The organism is Bradyrhizobium sp. WSM471, assembly GCF_000244915.1.
Lineage (GTDB): Bacteria > Pseudomonadota > Alphaproteobacteria > Rhizobiales > Xanthobacteraceae > Bradyrhizobium.
The window spans coordinates 1476738-1492548 of the sequence record NZ_CM001442.1; the positions used below are offsets into that span (position 1 = coordinate 1476738).

Consider the following 15811-nt stretch of genomic DNA (forward strand, 5'->3'; position numbering starts at 1 on the left):
GCAAGGGTGCAAACGCAACGTCGTCCGTCTCGGATCTGGTCCACGGCCTGGTTGTCTTCCGGAATATCTGGCCAGTTTCGTCCTCCCTGGAAGGTGGCGGTGATCCGCCCGCCGCCCACCACCTCGCTGCCTATCACCTACTGACGGAATGTTGGAAGCAGGCCTTCGCTCGGCCGGAGCCACCGACCCGACAACATGCCATCCCGCGCCTTGTAGACGAGAAAAGCACGGGCGCATCACGAAAATAGCGCATTCTGACTCCTTCGCGCGACCGCCGTTTCCGCGTTCGTCAGGCGGACTGCGCGCATGCACCACACAACTTTGCACTTTCATTCCGCTGTATTGCCGGGATATATCGTCCGCCGGAGAGCATGACGATGGTTCGGGTGCAAAAGAGCAGGGCAGCCGCTAACGCGCGGCGAGCAGATGCAGGGCGTGAGAGTTCGGTTGGCGACATCCAGGCTCGCATAGTCGAACTGAGAAGCTTGCCGCGCGACAAGCTCGCGGATGCGGCGTTTATGCTCTCGATGAATGCACGAAGCCAGCGCCAGTTGATACGAGAGGCAATCGAGAAGCGCGCCGCGGTCGAGTTGGACTTTGATCCGCCGGCGAAAGGGGATTTGGCGACCTATCTCGCCAATGATGTGGTCTCGACCTTACGCGACCACGTTGCGGAACTTCCGACCTTGCTGGACCTCTTGGTTCAGCGAGCGCCTGACGTGGGTTTCACCGTCCATCGGGAGGAGGCCGTTTCGCTGCTCGCCGCAATCGTTCGCGAACAGCGGCTCGAAGGAGTCCTTGAAGGCCTCAGGCTCGCCGGCCTTCTGAACGAGCCAGCTAAGCATCGCCATGGCGGGTTCTGTTCAGAAGTGGATTTGGGGGAAGTTGCCGCCCGCACGTGAGTGGCGAGGGCGCTTTGAGGACAATTCCTGCAGATGGAATGTCTACAGGCAACAGGGACGTCGGAGATCTCGGCGCCTGCTTGCGAGGTCAAAACCGCTTGAAATCGCGGCGCGGTTCCTTGTCGTCCGTTTATCGCTGACGCGGAGCTGCCATGCACGCTCCATTGCAGTCCCGAGCGGGTATAGCTCGGCGACCGTCGCGTTAGTGAACCCGAGGACCGCGGTTCGGAGCTTTCATGTTCAGTTGTAGCCCGCGCGGTGCGCTGCGCTAGTCGATCCTGGAGCCTTTCGCTAACAGCCAAGCAAGGGAAATCACCGGAGGTGACGTCGACCGAGCCGCGGCGATGTGTCAAAGCGGCGAAAGGCGTTCGCTCATAACGAGGCGCTCTGGTGAAATCGGCCGTCCTTGTTCCGATCGTCACTGGCCGCGCGCTGGCGGACGACGGGGAAGGCCAGGCAAGTATCCCGCGAGCTACTCGGCAACAGCGGACAAGCTCAGTGGCAGTCCGAGGCAACCTGACAAAGGGTCTTCTCGGGGTCACGCTGGATCGTCGGGGTGAACGCTCTGCCGTGCGTCTGCCATACACGCATGATCGTTGATCGATCTCCGGAGAATTGCGCCGGAAGTCGCGTCGCCTATTTGCTCGGTCGCGAGCCGCACCGGGATTTCGTCGAACCTCGCGTGCACGAGCACGGCGAAGGCTTGGCCAAAACACGCCGCTGCGTGCGCCGAACAGCGCGTTTCCGCGCAACTACCGTGCCTGATACGCTACTAAGCCCGCTCAAAGGCCAGGAAATCGCCTCGCGTGCGTGACCAGCCGCACTTCACTGAGCTGCCGCAATAATCTGACCGCATCCGATCGCAACTTTCGTCGCGATCAGCACGACTATAACCCTCCAGACGCAGCGAGCGCCGTGTCTCGATGATGTCCGTCGGCGCGTTGGCCGCTCCGGAGATGGCCCGCAGTTTGCGCTGGAGCATCTCAAGACGCTCCTTCAATTCGTATTCGTCTTTCAGACACGAATAGAGCCGCTCCAGCTCCGGCTTACCCCAGAGTGCGCGGGCTTCTCGGCAATGGCTGCGCTCCGCGACACGCTGCTCGACCAGGAGCGCATCGCCGATCAGCTGGAGAATGCCCTTGGGCCCCCCGCGCGGTCGGCCGCGCTCGGATAGTTCGCGTGCAAAGGGTCTCTTCGCGCCGGCGGCCGCAGGGTTTCCGATTCAAGAGGGGAGGTAGAACGATTGTTCGAAACGGCACAGGTTGAGCAAAGACGGGGCCCCCAATGTGTGTTCGATTTCACCCAGACTATGTCAGCTAGCTCACACGGCGAGCCTTGCGGGGGCGGAACGTTTCAACGCGCAATCAGAGGCTTAAGCGCGGTGACGGGGCTGGCATAGCTGTTGCTATCGAAATCTCGCAGACCGAGCGGAGGCTGAGTGCACACCCCGTCCGAGATGGGGAAAGCAGGACGTTTAGCGGTGGACCGAGGTGCGGAAACTGAAATGCGGTTTCGAGCGGTCTACCACACAAGGCCCGAGTACAAAGGCAAGAGGGACCTGAGACCATGCATATCGAACCGGGAATAGTAACAGGCGCCAAGCTTGTGTTAAGCTACGCGATAGGCCTTGCGACGTGCTGCGTCGCCGCCAAGCTTCTGGTCGAGACTATGCGCGAGCGGGGCGCTCCGTCATTTGCTCTGCAAGCCATCGCTGCGACGCTTGTGTTCATGTTCTTCGAGATCCTGCCGCACTTTGCGGTTGGGGTCTCCGAGGTGCGCTTCGTCCCCGGCTCGATGCTGTTTCTGTTGTTCGGCGCGGCGGCGGCTGCGTTTGGTCTCGCGCTCGGCCTGTTGCTGCAAAACATACTCTTTGTTCCGGCCGACCTGCCGCGATTTGGTATGAATGCCACGACGCTTCTAGTGCCGCTGTTTGCGATCCAGGCGCTCGCCAATCGGCTCATCCCGTCCAACACCGCGCATCGCGATCTGCAGTACAGCAAGGCGCTTGCCCTCTCGACTGCGTATCAGTGTGGCATCGTTGTCTGCGTCACGTTTTGGGCCCTCTACGGCGCGGGCTTCGGCGCCGCCAATCTCTATAACATCGCATGGTTCGCGGTTTCCTACGCACTTGTGGCCCTGGTCCAACTAGAGGTTGACCTGGCTGTGTTGGCGCTCGCGAAACAAGTTGGGCAGCGTGACTGCGGGAGGAGTTGTCGCCAACCGCCTGTAGAAGGCATGTTGCCGTTGGTAACAACGATGGCCGTCGGAGCGCCCGTTTTGCTAAGCGATGCATACGCTTTCCCTTATAGTTGCCGTGAGCAGCGACCGCGGACGGCGCGTGCTAGCTATCGGTGCCAGCAAGTCGGCCGAGCTTATGCTCATTCCCGACAAGGCCACCAGGAATTCATATCATGCCAACTTGCGGCCGGCCGTCTGCGCCTGCTTGATGGCTAATCAGCGGACGCGCACGACGGATTTCGTCCTGCCGGCGCGCGATGCAGTCGAGGCGGACTGCCGCAACGACGTGGAACAATGGCCTCATTCGGTCAGCGCAGCAGGCGGGTCACACAGCATCGTGGGCGAGGTTGGACGCGAGGGAGGTGTTGCGCTGCTCATTCAGGGACATTCATCTGTCGAGCGAGCTTACCTATTCAACATTAGCACCCTTCTGGGCACTGCGATCGAGCGCCTTTGGCCACTTCGCAGCGCTCTGCTGCGCTCGTTGGGAATGGTTGCGGTCCGACAAAGAAAATCGCCATGCCAGGCTTGATCGTGGTGTTGACCATGCTCGCACTGTTCAGCATCGTCCTGGCCGGCGGGCTGACGGGGCCGGCAAAGGTCATCAGTACCGACACCCTTGAAATCAACAGAACGCGCGTTCGACTCTGGGGCATTGACGCGCCGGATGAGACCCAAATGTGCCGAGATATCAAGGGCAATCCATATCAATGTGGCCTCAGGGCCGCGCGCGATCTTGAAAGCTTCGTTGAAGATCGCGAAGTCAGTTGCGTGCCAGTCCTGGAGGATGAGTGTGGACGGACGATAGCGACCTGTTCAGCTGGTGGCACCGATATTGGAGAATGGTTGGTGCGCAACGGTCTCGTGCTCGATTGGAAGCAATACTCCAGGGGACGATACTATGCTGCGCAACGCGCGGCCGATCGTGCCGGGCTGGGCTTATGGGCGGGCAGCTTTGCCGTACCTTGGTTATATCGAGCGTGCATTCGGTTGGGTGGTCGACCAGCCAGCTGTTCTGACGACGCGAACGCACATCCTTGATGGCTACCCCTACACCAGAATACGCGGTTGCTCCGCGTGAGGTGACAGTCACGGGCGAGCTGGCTCGATCGGGAGTGAGTCAAGCTCACCACTTCCGCCCAACCATGCTCAACGAGTAGGATGGTCTCGTACTCTTGGGCGGGATGGTCGGAAGCAGTTCGGAGCAAACGAAGACGCTCTGCCGATCATATCGTTCTGTGATGCATCTTCTCCCCTGCAGCTCCGTAGGGCAGACATCGTATGACTCGGGCAAGCGAACTTTCTTAGCCGGCGCCCCGGAGCACCAGCGGCATACCTGGGATCCAACTGTTCTATTCGTATTCGCGAGTTCGGTGGCGAATTGTTCGTGCCGCTCCGCGTGGTACATCGTGCCAGACGCCATGGCCGTGGGCACGCCGGTTGCCGACGGGCGTATCGTCCTCACCATGGGCGTTCGCGTTGCGACACTGAGGCTAGCGGTCAACGGGTCTCGGCCCAGAGGGCCTGCATCGGCATCTGGTTCACGGCGACTTTCTTCGGCCACAGTATCACGGGGCCGTTGTCGGCGCAGCGCCCTCGGCGGTGCGCTGGAACGCGCCCAGCTCAATTGTCCATGCCGGACAATCACGGCGGCAAGTCTCCGATCCTTGCGGCGTTGACCTGGTGGGGTCAATGCTTTCGACGTTTTCGTCAGGACACGAGCTTCAGCCCGACAATGCCGGCCACGATCAGTCCGATGCTGGCAAAGCGAAACGCGGCGGCCGGCTCCCCGAACAGAATGATGCCGAGCGCCGCGGTGCCGACCGCGCCGATGCCGGTCCAGACCGCATAGGCAGTTCCAATGGGCAGCGTCTTCAGAGCGAGGCCGAGCAGGATCACGCTGCCAGCCATGGCCACGAGCGTGAGCACGGACGGAACGAGCTTGGTAAAGCCCTCGGTGTATTTGAGGCCAATTGCCCAGGCGACTTCCAGGAGGCCGGCGACCAACAAAATGCTCCAGGCCATGGCGACCTCCGTTCATGGCGGGGTCGTCCCCGCGGCTGATGTGATGATGAGCGGCAAGGCCGTCCTCGCCTGGGCTCCCGATTCGTTTCGATCAGTCAGGGTCAACTGCTCTCAAGGATGAGCATTCCGACCTCAGTGGCTCGGCGAATTCACATGTTCGACAAAGCAGAAAACCGTCCGCGCCGTTCATGCGACTGGCAATCTTGCCAAATGTCGCCCCTTCGAAGAGATCCTTGTGTCTGTCGCGGAGAAGGTTGCCCAGAACGTGCCGTCGCTCAAAATCCATGCAGCAGAAAGTAACGTCGCCGTTTGGGAGAAGAACATTCCGATATTGCCGTTCGTCAGGACATTTCAGCGCTCCAACGATTGGCTGTCGTGCTTGAACCACCCTAAGATTGCCGCTCCCAGGCCTGCTGCGCGGGGGACGCGCGCGAACGAGCGCTTCGTCAGGTATTATGTCGACTAATTCGGGATGCACCTCGCCCATGACTATGAAGAGCAGTGACGGAATGCCGGCATCAACAAGTTGGCGCATCAAATCGACATAGTTGCGCCTGACGAGAGCACTGTCCATATGCGTGCCGTTATCAAAAACATGCACCAGGAAAACGCGGAACTGCAACGCACGCAAGCGTCTTAGATCCCGCCCATTCATTCCTACCAGGGTTGTAAAAATCCGGATTCCATGGCCACACGCGTAGGCATGCTCAACCATTTCGGTGCAAGCCGGATTAAGCCAAGGCTCCGAATACCCGGAAAAGCTGATGTCCACAGTTGCTGGTACGCGCGCCAGGCATCGCTTGAAATCTAGCAAAGACAGATGCTTCACGTCGGATATAGCTCTTTGCCGTTCGGCGAACTTGTCCTGCGGGCAATAAGAACATCCGACGACACAGCCCGTTGTCGTGGTTACCTCCAAGACCCTGCCGCCACTAATTGCAGAGCGCAGCTCCTGTGCAGTCATCGATTGTATATTATCCACGTCCGCGCTCCGCCATTGGGAACAAAGAGATCTTGAGGGGGCACCCTCGCGTTGCATCCCTCATGTCGGTTCGCTCATGCATCATCCTCGGTTCGTCGCCCATCACCGCGACACTTCACGGTCGCAAGCCGCGGCCGCGATAGATGAAGACCGCGCCGACGGCTCACTCACCCTAGCGTCCCCAGTCCAGCAGGATCCGGTGGCTGCCGAGTGCACATGTATCGACGGCGTCGATCTAACCTCTCGCTTGTTCCAACAAGCATCACTCATGCCATTGGCGGTATTGTCCATAAGTCGACACATCCGCGATCACTATCTTCGCAATGGCACAACGGAGGCGCAACTGCGATCGAAAGCGTACAATATGACGCTATGTACGATTCAAGCTCTCTCGAAATGAGTTGAATGGCAGCCTTCCTATGAAATGTGAGGCCGTTGCCGCCGCTCCAAGGGCCATGTCATCATCATCGACGTGCATCGGGATCGGCCGCGCGAAGTGCCGACTGGGAATGCACTTCGTCGCAGTCAAGAGTGCGAATTCTTTACCGCCACTTCATGCACCACGAGCGGCGTCGTCATGCTCTTCGTATGCTCGGGAGGGCGGCTGAACAAATATCCGGGCGCCGAGGCTACGGTCGGACTTGCGATGCGTCTTCTCGATGATGGGTCCAGAACAGGAGTGGGGCCGCGCTGGCCTTGCGTACGAATGTTCCGCCCTACTGGCTTCCGACTTTTCTAAACCGCTGGAGCAAGTCGGCGGCGCTAGTAGGGCACGGGCGGCTTCACCTATATCTACGGTATCGCGATGAGCAGTTTCACGTTTGGCTCGGGCGCGGTTCGCTCATCGTCTTTCACGGGGGATCAGTTCACCGACAACCCATTGCGGTGTTCATCGGACAAAACTCGAGTGGCACGCGCAATTTCTCTTCGACTCCGAGCGTCCTCCCGACCTTGATACGCTTCTCGCTCGGTATCGCATACAACGACATCCTCAACCGACTTCGATAGCCGCACGCTTGCCGCTTGGTCATGTCCTCGATGCGCCGGCAGCTTAGTGTTTCGTTTACCAATCTCAGGTAAGAAATTGTGCGTTATGTAGGGTATGTGGGCTATGTGCCCCAACTGTGGAGGTCGTCATGACTGCGGACGAGCCATCTTGGAAGATGCTGATCGCCTTCTTGACGGTAATCACGCTCTCCACGGCTTTGCTTCACGCTGGGTACAAGCCGGAGATCGCGATCATGCCGTGCTTTCTGTTGTCGATGCTGATGCAGGGGCGGCTGACCGAGTGATGGCTTCGACCAAAAAGCCTACCGATCTCGCAGACAAGGGTCCTTCCGGTCCGGCCGATGTGATGCGCGCCCCCCGCATCCTAATCGTCGATGACGACAAGGCTGATGCAGATCGCATTGGAACGGCATTGAAAAATCCCCTGACGAAAATTGGGCAGCTTGATTGCAAGATAGAGTGGGTCAACGACGTAGCAAGCGCTCGCCAATATCTCGAGAAAGATGATATCGACTTGTATTTACTTGACCTTGATATCTCGGAATACTGGGGAAAGCCGACCGACAAGGAAACGGGCAAAGCTTTCGTGAAAGCTGTAATTAACAATACGAATGCTGGCATCATCGTATGTTCTAATCTGCCGATTGACGAGGAGGCGCCACCTCTCATCGAGTATGGAGCAGATGATTACGTCGAAAAATCCTACGGCTTCATGGCAATCGCACCCCGGGCAATGTCGGTCTGGCGAAGAACGCATACCGAGAGGCGTTCCAAGCAATCGCATTCCGGCCGGAGGTTTCGGATCGGGAATTGGATGTTCACGATTGGTGATCGTCAGATTACCGATCGTTTGGGGATCTCCAAGCGGCTTTCGATAACCGAACACATCTTCTTGCGCCATCTCTGTGCGGTGGAGGGTCATGCTATCGATAGCGAAGTCTTCAACATCGAGGTGCTGCGTAGAGAGAAAGGTGATAAGCACGTTCGACTGGACGTCTTCGTGCCAAGGCTTCGCGCCAAGTTGAACAACATGATCGACTTGGTTCCCCAAGGGCGAACGGGGATTTACAAGCTCTTGGACGTTGAAGAAGTGTTCTCCTTCTAGTTTGTTATGGCGCCTTGAGTGTAGTTTCATTTTTTTGAAGATCCCAATACGGATCGATTAACGGGCACTTGTAGTTGAGTCCGATATATCCCCTCCCGGCGTCATCAAAGAAGATCCGAGCCGCACCATGAGACTCCTCAGGTATGATCAGGAAAGCGGCGTCCTCTTGTATAAAGTTTAGGTCGCCGACGTGCCACCACTCTCGTTGCCATTCGAAGAAGTAGGTGGTTTTGCCTGGTGCCTAGCTGGCAGGCGACCGCCTTGAGCCGTCGCTTTCGCGAGCGTCAGCCGATCCTTTCCAGATCGGCGAGACACTTTTCGAGGTTATCCTTGGCTTAAAAGCCTCTTCGTCTCGCCCAGTCGCTTGAAGTCAGGTTTCACCGGGCCGGCACCCACCGCGCTCAGGTGATGGCAAACAGTCGTGAGATCGTTCGAAATATCCTCGAGAACGAAAGCTATATTTTCGAGCGGCACTAGCTCCGCAAAAAAGGTCTTGGATACAGTGTCGTCCTGGCCGGTCGGCCCCTCGAACTTCACCTCAACGAGTGGGACTAGGACATTGCGATTGTCACGCGCAGCTCTGCCCATACTCATGACCGGCGAGCTGAATGTCGCCGAGATGTATGTAAGCCGGTCGACCAGGGCGCTTCCGTACAACATGACGGCGTCGGGATCGCTTTGCACCTCATCCGGCTTCGAAGCACTAGGATCTTCATTCGACATGTTCGGTCTCCTGTCCCTGCAAATGCAGGATCCCCACCGGGAATGAGACGGCTTTGGGACTGTTCATCGGCTCTACCGTGTAGGACCCGTGCGCTTCGGCCTTTTCGCCTGTACGACAGCGACGGTAAGGGCTTGATAGGAGCTTTTCGTCCTCGCCTTCATATATCCGAGCGCGGCAGGTGCCGGCCCATGAAAGTGGAGCAGAAATCCTCCATGGCTCGTCGGACGCCTGCAGCGCTCGCGTCAGCGTCCAGGCTGTGTTGGGGTGCGACGAGCCCTGCATTCCCAAATCAATAAAGGTACGAAGAACCGTGTCTGCATCTGCCGTTAAGTGGGGCGGGTGGGCGGCTACCGGAAATTTGTCTCGAACGGAGCGGGTTGACCCGCCACGCTCCTTCGCTTCGCGCTTTTCTAACGCAAGCAAGCCGTCACGCGTCAGCGCGAAATGAGCGAATTTGCCCTGTGTTGTTCGCTCCACGAAACGCGCATTCGTCATGAGGCGGAGGATGCGGCTGAGATTTGCATCGCTCAGAGACAACCTCTTTGCGAGCGCCGCCTTAGACTCGTCCTGTTGCTCGTCCTCTTGTTCTGCTGGGGGGCGAACGCTCAACAAAAAGTATGCCGATCTTGTTCGAAAAGCGGTTGCGGAAACATGGGAGACTGCGGCGCAAGGTGGCGTGTGGTTTGCGAATACTTGGCCGTCCTGTACGGGCGGCGCGCCAGGTATGCACGTGCGGGTCGCTGATGAAGGCGCCCACACCGACGTCATCGGCAGGTATCTCGACGGCAAGCCATGGGGCATGACTCTCAATTTCAGTTTCGATCATTGGAGCAAAGGCTGTCGGCATAGACGCGAGTTCTGCATCCGTGCGGTTGCAGTCCACGACTTCGGACATGCTCTTGGTTTTACGCATGAACAGAACCGCGACGATGCGCCGGAGCAGTGCCGCAACGAGAAAGCTTCTGGCTCGGTCGGCGATTATAAATTCACGAAGTACGACCCCAATTCCATAATGAACTATTGTAATCCAGCATGGAACGGGAACGGACAGCTCAGCCCTCTCGATATCGCCGCTGTCAGGACATTCTATCCGTCCTGACACTCGGTCTTTTGGTATCCATGAGCGCTCCCGCGCAGGCGGATCGCGCGGCAGTGCAAATTGCTGCGCGTTACAACGTCAGGACGGTTCACGTCCAGTTCGTTGGCGTGATGTACAACGGCAAGCAGGAAGTCGGCGGCAGCTCCGGGCTGCTCATCGGCGACAGCCTCGTGCTGACCAACAGCCATGTGATCGGACGCGAGGAGAACTATAAGAGCTTCGAAGTCAATGCCCATCTCGGGCCGCGCAATGCGAACCCGATCAAAGTCCCTGCGGTTCATCGCGACGATGCCAGAGACTTGGCTCTTCTCGATCTGTCGCAGCCCGCCGGAAACAGCGGAGGCGCCTCTCGTTGTCCGATGCCCGTGATCGATGACAACCAGCAAGCCCCGATGGGGACCCAGCTTTATCTGCTCGGTTATCCGCTCGATCTGGATCTGAGCATATCGAGCGGTCTGATAAGCAACCAGACTAGCCCGAACGGTCGCTGGCAAACGAACACGGTTGTGAACGTCGGCAGCGGTGGCCCCGCATTCAACGAGTTCGGCGCCCTGCTGGGGATCGCAGTTGGCGGCATCGTCAAGTGGAACGAGGCGGATGTTTTTGGCGTCAACTTCATCATTCCCGCCACCGTGATTACTGCAAGCCCCCTGTACAGCATGATCGCGGCCATTCCGCAGCCGTCTGTTTGCTGGACCAAGTGGGTCGAGACAACGATCTCGTTTGAGAACTGGACGAAACTGAATTCCACGCATGTGCAGACGCAAGCCAATGCCGGCGTGAAGATCCCCGAAATCCTCTCCGGAGCGATCCATACGCTACTGCCCGAAGACCGCCGCCTCATCGTGAACGTCCCGGTGTCGCAGCTCATCGACCCGAAGCTGATCGAGCGGGCGTATACGGTGGACAAAACCAAGGACGATCACCCGGTCGTATTTGCGGAGCATTCGGCGGACTATGCCGAGACTTTCCCTGCTGAGCCCGGCTACCGCATCACAGGGTGCACGTGGCACGTTGAGACCGCCAATGGTGCGAGCAATATCGGTTGCGCGATCAACGGCGGCGGGGCGGAGGTTCGCTTCACCTACAGGCTTACCAGCGTACCTGCTGTCGACAGGTATCGCGGATGGCTGGGCGCTACGGTCAACGTTTCCCAAACCCCTGCAAAGTAGGTAGCTGATCGATGGTCATGCTCGTCTTGCCAATTCGAGGTTCGAACCGGTTGCATCGGCTCGGCCACGCCTTCCAGCAGCTTCGAACAGTGCTCATTGTCTTGTTTTGCGCGCTCGCGACCGGTTGCGCCCACCAGGGTCCGGCCTCGCAGCAGGCCAACCGGCATATACAGAAGGCGCCCCAGAAACATGAGAGCGCGTTCAAGAAATACGGCTATCGCTATGGCCCCGGGTACTACCACCATGTCCGGCACTATCATGCCTACCGGCCGTGGCGACGGACAACCGGTGAGGCGAGCGAGGAGGCGCCTCCCGACAAACGCAGCACCGGAGCCGCGGTGGTGGTCAATAGATCTGTAATCAAGGGGTTGGTACCCGTCTACTTCGCCACCAATCGCGTGGTGACCGGTGGGTCCGGTCTGGAATGACCCAGATCTCCTATAGTCGTGCGGCCACCAACACATTTGGCTGCGTGACGGTTAGCATTCCCATCGTTCACAAGATGGGAGAAGTCGAAACGCCGAAGACAAGCTGGTTCGGGATGCGCAAGGAGGCGGAGGCCGATGGAAAGCATTTCCGAATTCAGAAGCTCGATCGTCTTTCCCGTGAGGAGTTTGCTTCCGCTATCGCAAATCCGGCCGACAGCCTGATGCTATTTGTGCACGGCTACAACGTTGCTTTTTCGGACGCAGCCTTCAGGGCGGCTCAAATTGCTTTCGACGCAAACTACAAAGGCCGTGTCATGATGTACTCCTGGCCGTCCAAGGGCGGAGTGAAGGACTATGACTACGATCGGGAGAGTGCTTTGTACGCTCCGGATGGCTTGTTCGATCTCCTCCAGCTCATTAAAACGGCGGGCAAAGTCTCACGGATAATCGTGATTGCGCATAGTCTGGGCAGCGAGGTGGTTTTGGGCGCCTTGCAGCAAGCCGTGCTGAGCCAGACGGCGCTCGGGATTACTGAATTGATTGATTTTTGCGGCCCCGGACGTGGATCGCGACGTCTATCTACAGCGCGCGAGCCAAATCAAGGCAGCGGCGGGCGCGGTGACGCTATACGCGTCCTCGACGGATCTCGCCTTGCTCACCTGCATGAAGAAAGCGCAATCCACGTCGCGAATGGCATTCGTAACCAAGAGCGGGCCAACTCTCGTGTCCGGTATCGAAATGGTCGATGTTTCTGCTGTGGGAAGCGAAATGTTTGCTCTAAATCACAGTACGTACTCAACCAGCCGCGCGGTTCTCGATGACATAGGCCGTATCATCTCGTCTTCGACGCATCTTAAACCCCCGCAGCGGACCCCGACCCTGCGATCGATGCCCGACGATTCGAATACGACTTATTGGATGTATCCATATTAAGAATCGCTCTTCGGCTGTTTGCAGAGTTGTGGGCCACAAACCTGGCAGATGTGTGCGCGTTCAACGCGAAAATTAAAACGCACGGAGGCGAAAACTGATTGATTGTAGGGCGGATGTGGTTTCTCAATCAGCGGGTCCCAGGTTCGAGTCTGGTGCGTCCATCAAAATAACGGGCGGCAGTTACTGGCGCGCCATTGGCTCGAGTCCGTCTGAGTTCGGCGTGTCGATAATTTGCCTTGCGGAAAGCGGCAAGCAAATTCGTAAGTCTCTTTTCCGATATGTGCCAAAACTGGATCGGCTGCTCCAGCTAGAGATCTTCGCCAAGACCGCCGAGCTCGGCAGCCTGTCCAAGGGCTGCGGACATTCGGTGGATGTCGAACGCGGCCGCGAGCCGACACCTGAGCGGATGGGAGGAGCGGCTCGCGGTGCGGCTGATCGAGCGCAACATGCGCCGGCAATGGCTGACCGAGGCAGGGCAGGATCTGTTGCAGCGTTGCAGGCCGCTCCTGAACGACGCCAAAGCCGACGATGGCGTCAGGGACCGCACGTTGTCGCCCAAGCGCATGCTGCGCGTTACGAGTTCGCTGTCGTTTGCGATGATCTACATGGCGCCGATCCTGCCGGCATTTCGCAAGCTCTACCCCAAGCTCGACGTCCAGATCATCGCGGCCAACCGCTATCCCGATTTCATCGAGGCCGAGTCTCCCTCCGGCGAGGGCCGCCTTGTTGGATTAGTCCAATTGGCGCGTAGCAGTCCTTATGGACAGCCAAAAGCCAGTACTCAGCTCGGGAAGCTCGATGTTCTCAAGGACATTCAAAGTGTTAGCTGCAAAACCAGCGCCAATTCGCCCCAATCCCATCAATACCTTACGCAGTGCTCGCAAAAACCGAGCGCTGATCGTCCAGCGCGACGGCGGAATTCTCCAGATCGGGGTGAGCGATGGCGCCCTCGGTCCGTTCGACACGCGTAGCTTCGCTGAAGCTGGAATGGAGGCGCCGCATGCCGCCTCCTGAAATGCGAAGGGCCGCTCGGCAAAGGCAGCCCCCAATCGCAAATTCAACTTCAGCACCGACACAAATAGCACCCCCGCGCAGGCCCTACGAGCGTTGCAGGCGCGTCGCCTGAGGGCGGACTTCCATTTGCCGCCAGCGACTGCGGCAGCCGTTGCGGAACTCGCCTTTGGCCGGGCGGTGCCGCAATGACGGTTGCGGAGGAGATCGCGCCCGGCGCGACGCTGCAGACCGCGGCGGCGGTGAAGCCGTATGCCGACATTGCGCGCTGCGAATCGCCGGACCATCTCGACGCGATCTGCAAGCTGGTATGGGCTGTCCATTTCGCCAACGAACTTCCGGAACAAGAGGCTACGTTCCTCGCGGCCTGCATCCCGCTTTGGCAGCCCTTGTTGAGCCTGCCTATCCCGCATCTCTGCCTCGCGCCGGCGGCGGAGGACTTCATTTCGCTCGTCTGTCCCCTGGCACCCGTGACAATGCTTAAATTTCTTGCCAGAGCCGCATGTGCAAGGCGCGTTTCTCTTCGTCATCCGCTATTTGAAGACCATCTCATAAAGCATGGTATGGCCGGGCGATTCTTCGAAGGGGACGGCGTCCTCTTGAGTGAGTGCTGCCGCAAAGATGTCCTCCCCGGATAGCCAAGCTCTCTCTGCGTCTGGCGTATTTAACGCGATGTGGAGTGCGCTGTTGAGCTCGTAGCAGATGTGCGAAAGGCCTGCTCCCTTTAATGCGACAGAAAGTGCAGTTGAGTAAGCATCGCGCCCGACGATGTACATCATCGCGGTGGGAATGTTCTCGTCGGTGACGTTGGTGTACGAGCGCCGACAAATCTCTGCGTCGGCAGACGAAGCCAGCCTGCAAAACAGGGGTCGGTCCTGGTAGACGGAGAACTCATCAGCTTCGAGGAGAGGACACGGTGAGGATTGTAGGGGCGTTGCTCGTGCGAGAACGACTTGGTGATTTCATGCGCCTCCCGTACGCGAGCGCCGGCCTGCGACGATAGACGCTTTGCAAGAAAAAGGACTTCAGGTGCTGTGGCGCTCACCCAAATGTTGCAGCAGTGGGAGCATCCGCGACCGCAAGCGATAGGAATGTCGGCCATACCCTTCACCGTCAAATCGGTCTTCGAGAACAAATACTCCAGCGTTTCATCGACGCTGAAGCTCTGCTTGGCGCGACCGAGATGGCCATGAATCTGTCGCGCCAACTCCGCGATAATAAACTCGTTGAGCGCGGATGGGTCGATCCCGCGCGCGACGGCTTTTGGCGCTTGCTTCTTCGCTAGGCGACGTTGATTTCGATCCATACCCTCATCCGACTCATTCGCTATCCGCTTCAACTTGCGAATGGCGTCATCGAGCGCGCTTTGCGCTTCGTCAGTCTCCTTACTCTCGATGTGGTTTTGAACGTCTGCGAGCTCTCGACGAATCACCCGCATGATTGCTTCTGTCGCGTCGGCCGCTACTGACATGAAATCCTCCGGCGCAAAATGCCATATCTAGAAAGCAGGCATCAGATCGCAACCAAAGCGCGAGCGCAAGACTACGCGCTAAATACGCCGAATAATCCGCGCCGGGGTAACAGCGATGACTTCACGGAACGCTGCAGTCGCGTTGTCGTCAATCCGGTGCAGAGGAAGCATTTGCCCCGACCAATGGTCACGGACCCGGTTGCGGTCGACCAAAGGCGTTTGTGGTTGGAGATTTCGCCAGTCAGCAAAGTGCTTCGGGGCTTGGGCGTCGAGCAGCTCAATCTCATAGGGCAGCATCGTGGCCTGTCGGGCATCCGAAGTGGCGTAAAAGCGTGCCTCATATTCGTCGTCAAAGAAAAAGAGCGAGTCGAGGCGCGATGGCTTTTGTGCGAACTCTTGGTCCCTGACGTACTCAAAAACCGCCTCCCGGAACGCCTGGTTGTAAGGCCAGCCGGTTAGGCGAACAATGCGCCCCCAGTTGCCGGGGAGTATGACAGCGCCGGGTTCGAGCATCGTCGAGGAGCAGTGGAAATAGGGCACGGAATGTCCAATCGAGCGAAAGACAGACCCTAGCTCCGAAACGATTCGGCGCAAGCAGCACAGCCCGTTCGTACCCTGGGAAAAAGTACGGGTGCACAGACGCGCCGAAGCGCCCCTCAAAAGGGGTGATTTGGTTAGCGGGGTAGGGTGTCCGGGGGGCGTCGAAACCCGGA

General features: G+C 58.4%; 17 protein-coding genes and 1 pseudogene. 10 read left to right on the forward strand and 8 right to left on the reverse strand.

Annotated features, from left to right (window positions below; translation table 11 throughout):
* Positions 1-371: 371 nt before the first annotated feature.
* Positions 372-902 (forward strand): hypothetical protein, encoded by a 531-nt coding sequence (locus BRA471DRAFT_RS06715; protein ID WP_231171041.1) that lies wholly within the window; start codon positions 372-374, stop codon positions 900-902.
* Between the two features lie 772 nt (positions 903-1674).
* On the opposite strand, the gene BRA471DRAFT_RS36240 is transcribed toward BRA471DRAFT_RS06715, so the two are convergent.
* A complete protein-coding gene (locus BRA471DRAFT_RS36240) occupies positions 1675-2124 on the reverse strand; it encodes an RMD1 family protein (protein WP_341850307.1) in 450 nt (149 codons plus the stop codon).
* 344 nt (positions 2125-2468) lie between these two features.
* Between BRA471DRAFT_RS36240 and BRA471DRAFT_RS06720 the strand changes: the two genes are divergently transcribed.
* Both BRA471DRAFT_RS06720 and BRA471DRAFT_RS06725 read left to right on the forward strand, forming a co-directional pair.
* Entirely contained in the window at positions 2469-3356 is an 888-nt protein-coding gene (locus BRA471DRAFT_RS06720) for an energy-coupling factor ABC transporter permease (protein WP_007605660.1), read from the forward strand.
* Between the two features lie 303 nt (positions 3357-3659).
* Entirely contained in the window at positions 3660-4181 is a 522-nt protein-coding gene (locus BRA471DRAFT_RS06725; protein ID WP_007605661.1) for a thermonuclease family protein, read from the forward strand.
* Positions 4182-4850: 669 nt separating this feature from the next.
* Here BRA471DRAFT_RS06725 and sugE read toward each other — a convergent pair.
* Together sugE and BRA471DRAFT_RS36245 are read right to left on the reverse strand one after the other, a co-directional pair.
* On the reverse strand, positions 4851-5165 hold the full coding sequence (sugE, locus tag BRA471DRAFT_RS06730; RefSeq protein ID WP_007600067.1) for a quaternary ammonium compound efflux SMR transporter SugE: 315 nt from the start codon (positions 5163-5165) through the stop codon (positions 4851-4853).
* A 91-nt stretch (positions 5166-5256) separates the two neighbouring features.
* Positions 5257-6147, reverse strand: coding sequence for a radical SAM/SPASM domain-containing protein (locus BRA471DRAFT_RS36245; protein WP_007605668.1), 891 nt, complete (start codon positions 6145-6147; stop codon positions 5257-5259).
* Positions 6148-7303: 1156 nt separating this feature from the next.
* Here BRA471DRAFT_RS36245 and BRA471DRAFT_RS06740 point away from each other — a divergent pair.
* On the forward strand, positions 7304-8260 hold the full coding sequence (locus BRA471DRAFT_RS06740) for a response regulator (RefSeq protein WP_157233984.1): 957 nt from the start codon (positions 7304-7306) through the stop codon (positions 8258-8260).
* Between the two features lie 324 nt (positions 8261-8584).
* On the opposite strand, the gene BRA471DRAFT_RS06745 is transcribed toward BRA471DRAFT_RS06740, so the two are convergent.
* Together BRA471DRAFT_RS06745 and BRA471DRAFT_RS37950 are read right to left on the reverse strand one after the other, a co-directional pair.
* Positions 8585-8983, reverse strand: coding sequence for a hypothetical protein (locus BRA471DRAFT_RS06745; RefSeq protein ID WP_007605673.1), 399 nt, complete (start codon positions 8981-8983; stop codon positions 8585-8587).
* Positions 8973-9593, reverse strand: a complete 621-nt coding sequence (locus BRA471DRAFT_RS37950) for a helix-turn-helix domain-containing protein (RefSeq protein WP_157233985.1) — start codon at positions 9591-9593, stop codon at positions 8973-8975. The genes BRA471DRAFT_RS06745 and BRA471DRAFT_RS37950 overlap by 11 nt, the downstream gene beginning before the upstream one ends.
* A 115-nt stretch (positions 9594-9708) precedes the next feature.
* Here BRA471DRAFT_RS37950 and BRA471DRAFT_RS37955 point away from each other — a divergent pair, with 115 nt between their 5' ends.
* From BRA471DRAFT_RS37955 to BRA471DRAFT_RS37960, 6 genes and pseudogenes are all read left to right on the forward strand, one after another.
* Positions 9709-10083: a M12 family metallopeptidase gene (locus tag BRA471DRAFT_RS37955; protein WP_050992552.1), complete on the forward strand. Its 375-nt coding sequence runs from the start codon at positions 9709-9711 to the stop codon at positions 10081-10083.
* Positions 10084-10103: 20 nt separating this feature from the next.
* Positions 10104-11255, forward strand: a complete 1152-nt coding sequence (locus BRA471DRAFT_RS39370) for a serine protease (RefSeq protein WP_007605678.1) — start codon at positions 10104-10106, stop codon at positions 11253-11255.
* Positions 11256-11266: 11 nt separating this feature from the next.
* Positions 11267-11683 (forward strand): hypothetical protein, encoded by a 417-nt coding sequence (locus BRA471DRAFT_RS39375; RefSeq protein WP_007605681.1) that lies wholly within the window; start codon positions 11267-11269, stop codon positions 11681-11683.
* Between the two features lie 113 nt (positions 11684-11796).
* Positions 11797-12186: pseudogene (locus BRA471DRAFT_RS40150) on the forward strand (alpha/beta hydrolase); the annotation flags it as partial.
* 58 nt (positions 12187-12244) lie between these two features.
* Positions 12245-12616, forward strand: coding sequence for an alpha/beta hydrolase (locus tag BRA471DRAFT_RS40155; RefSeq protein ID WP_371258323.1), 372 nt, complete (start codon positions 12245-12247; stop codon positions 12614-12616).
* Positions 12617-12987: 371 nt separating this feature from the next.
* Positions 12988-13587, forward strand: a complete 600-nt coding sequence (locus tag BRA471DRAFT_RS37960) for a LysR family transcriptional regulator (RefSeq protein WP_231171042.1) — start codon at positions 12988-12990, stop codon at positions 13585-13587.
* 573 nt (positions 13588-14160) lie between these two features.
* Here the strand turns inward: BRA471DRAFT_RS37960 and BRA471DRAFT_RS40160 are convergent.
* The 3 genes from BRA471DRAFT_RS40160 to BRA471DRAFT_RS06785 all read right to left on the reverse strand — a co-directional run bounded on the left by BRA471DRAFT_RS40160 (position 14161) and on the right by BRA471DRAFT_RS06785 (position 15638).
* Positions 14161-14406 carry a hypothetical protein gene (locus tag BRA471DRAFT_RS40160; protein WP_083843140.1) on the reverse strand — a complete coding sequence of 82 codons (246 nt, stop codon included), beginning with the start codon at positions 14404-14406 and terminating at the stop codon, positions 14161-14163.
* Positions 14403-15098, reverse strand: a complete 696-nt coding sequence (locus tag BRA471DRAFT_RS06780; protein WP_035973596.1) for a hypothetical protein — start codon at positions 15096-15098, stop codon at positions 14403-14405. Before BRA471DRAFT_RS06780 ends, BRA471DRAFT_RS40160 begins: the two co-directional genes overlap by 4 nt.
* Positions 15099-15176: 78 nt before the next feature.
* Entirely contained in the window at positions 15177-15638 is a 462-nt protein-coding gene (locus BRA471DRAFT_RS06785; RefSeq protein ID WP_007605687.1) for a hypothetical protein, read from the reverse strand.
* Between the last annotated feature and the right edge of the window lie 173 nt (positions 15639-15811).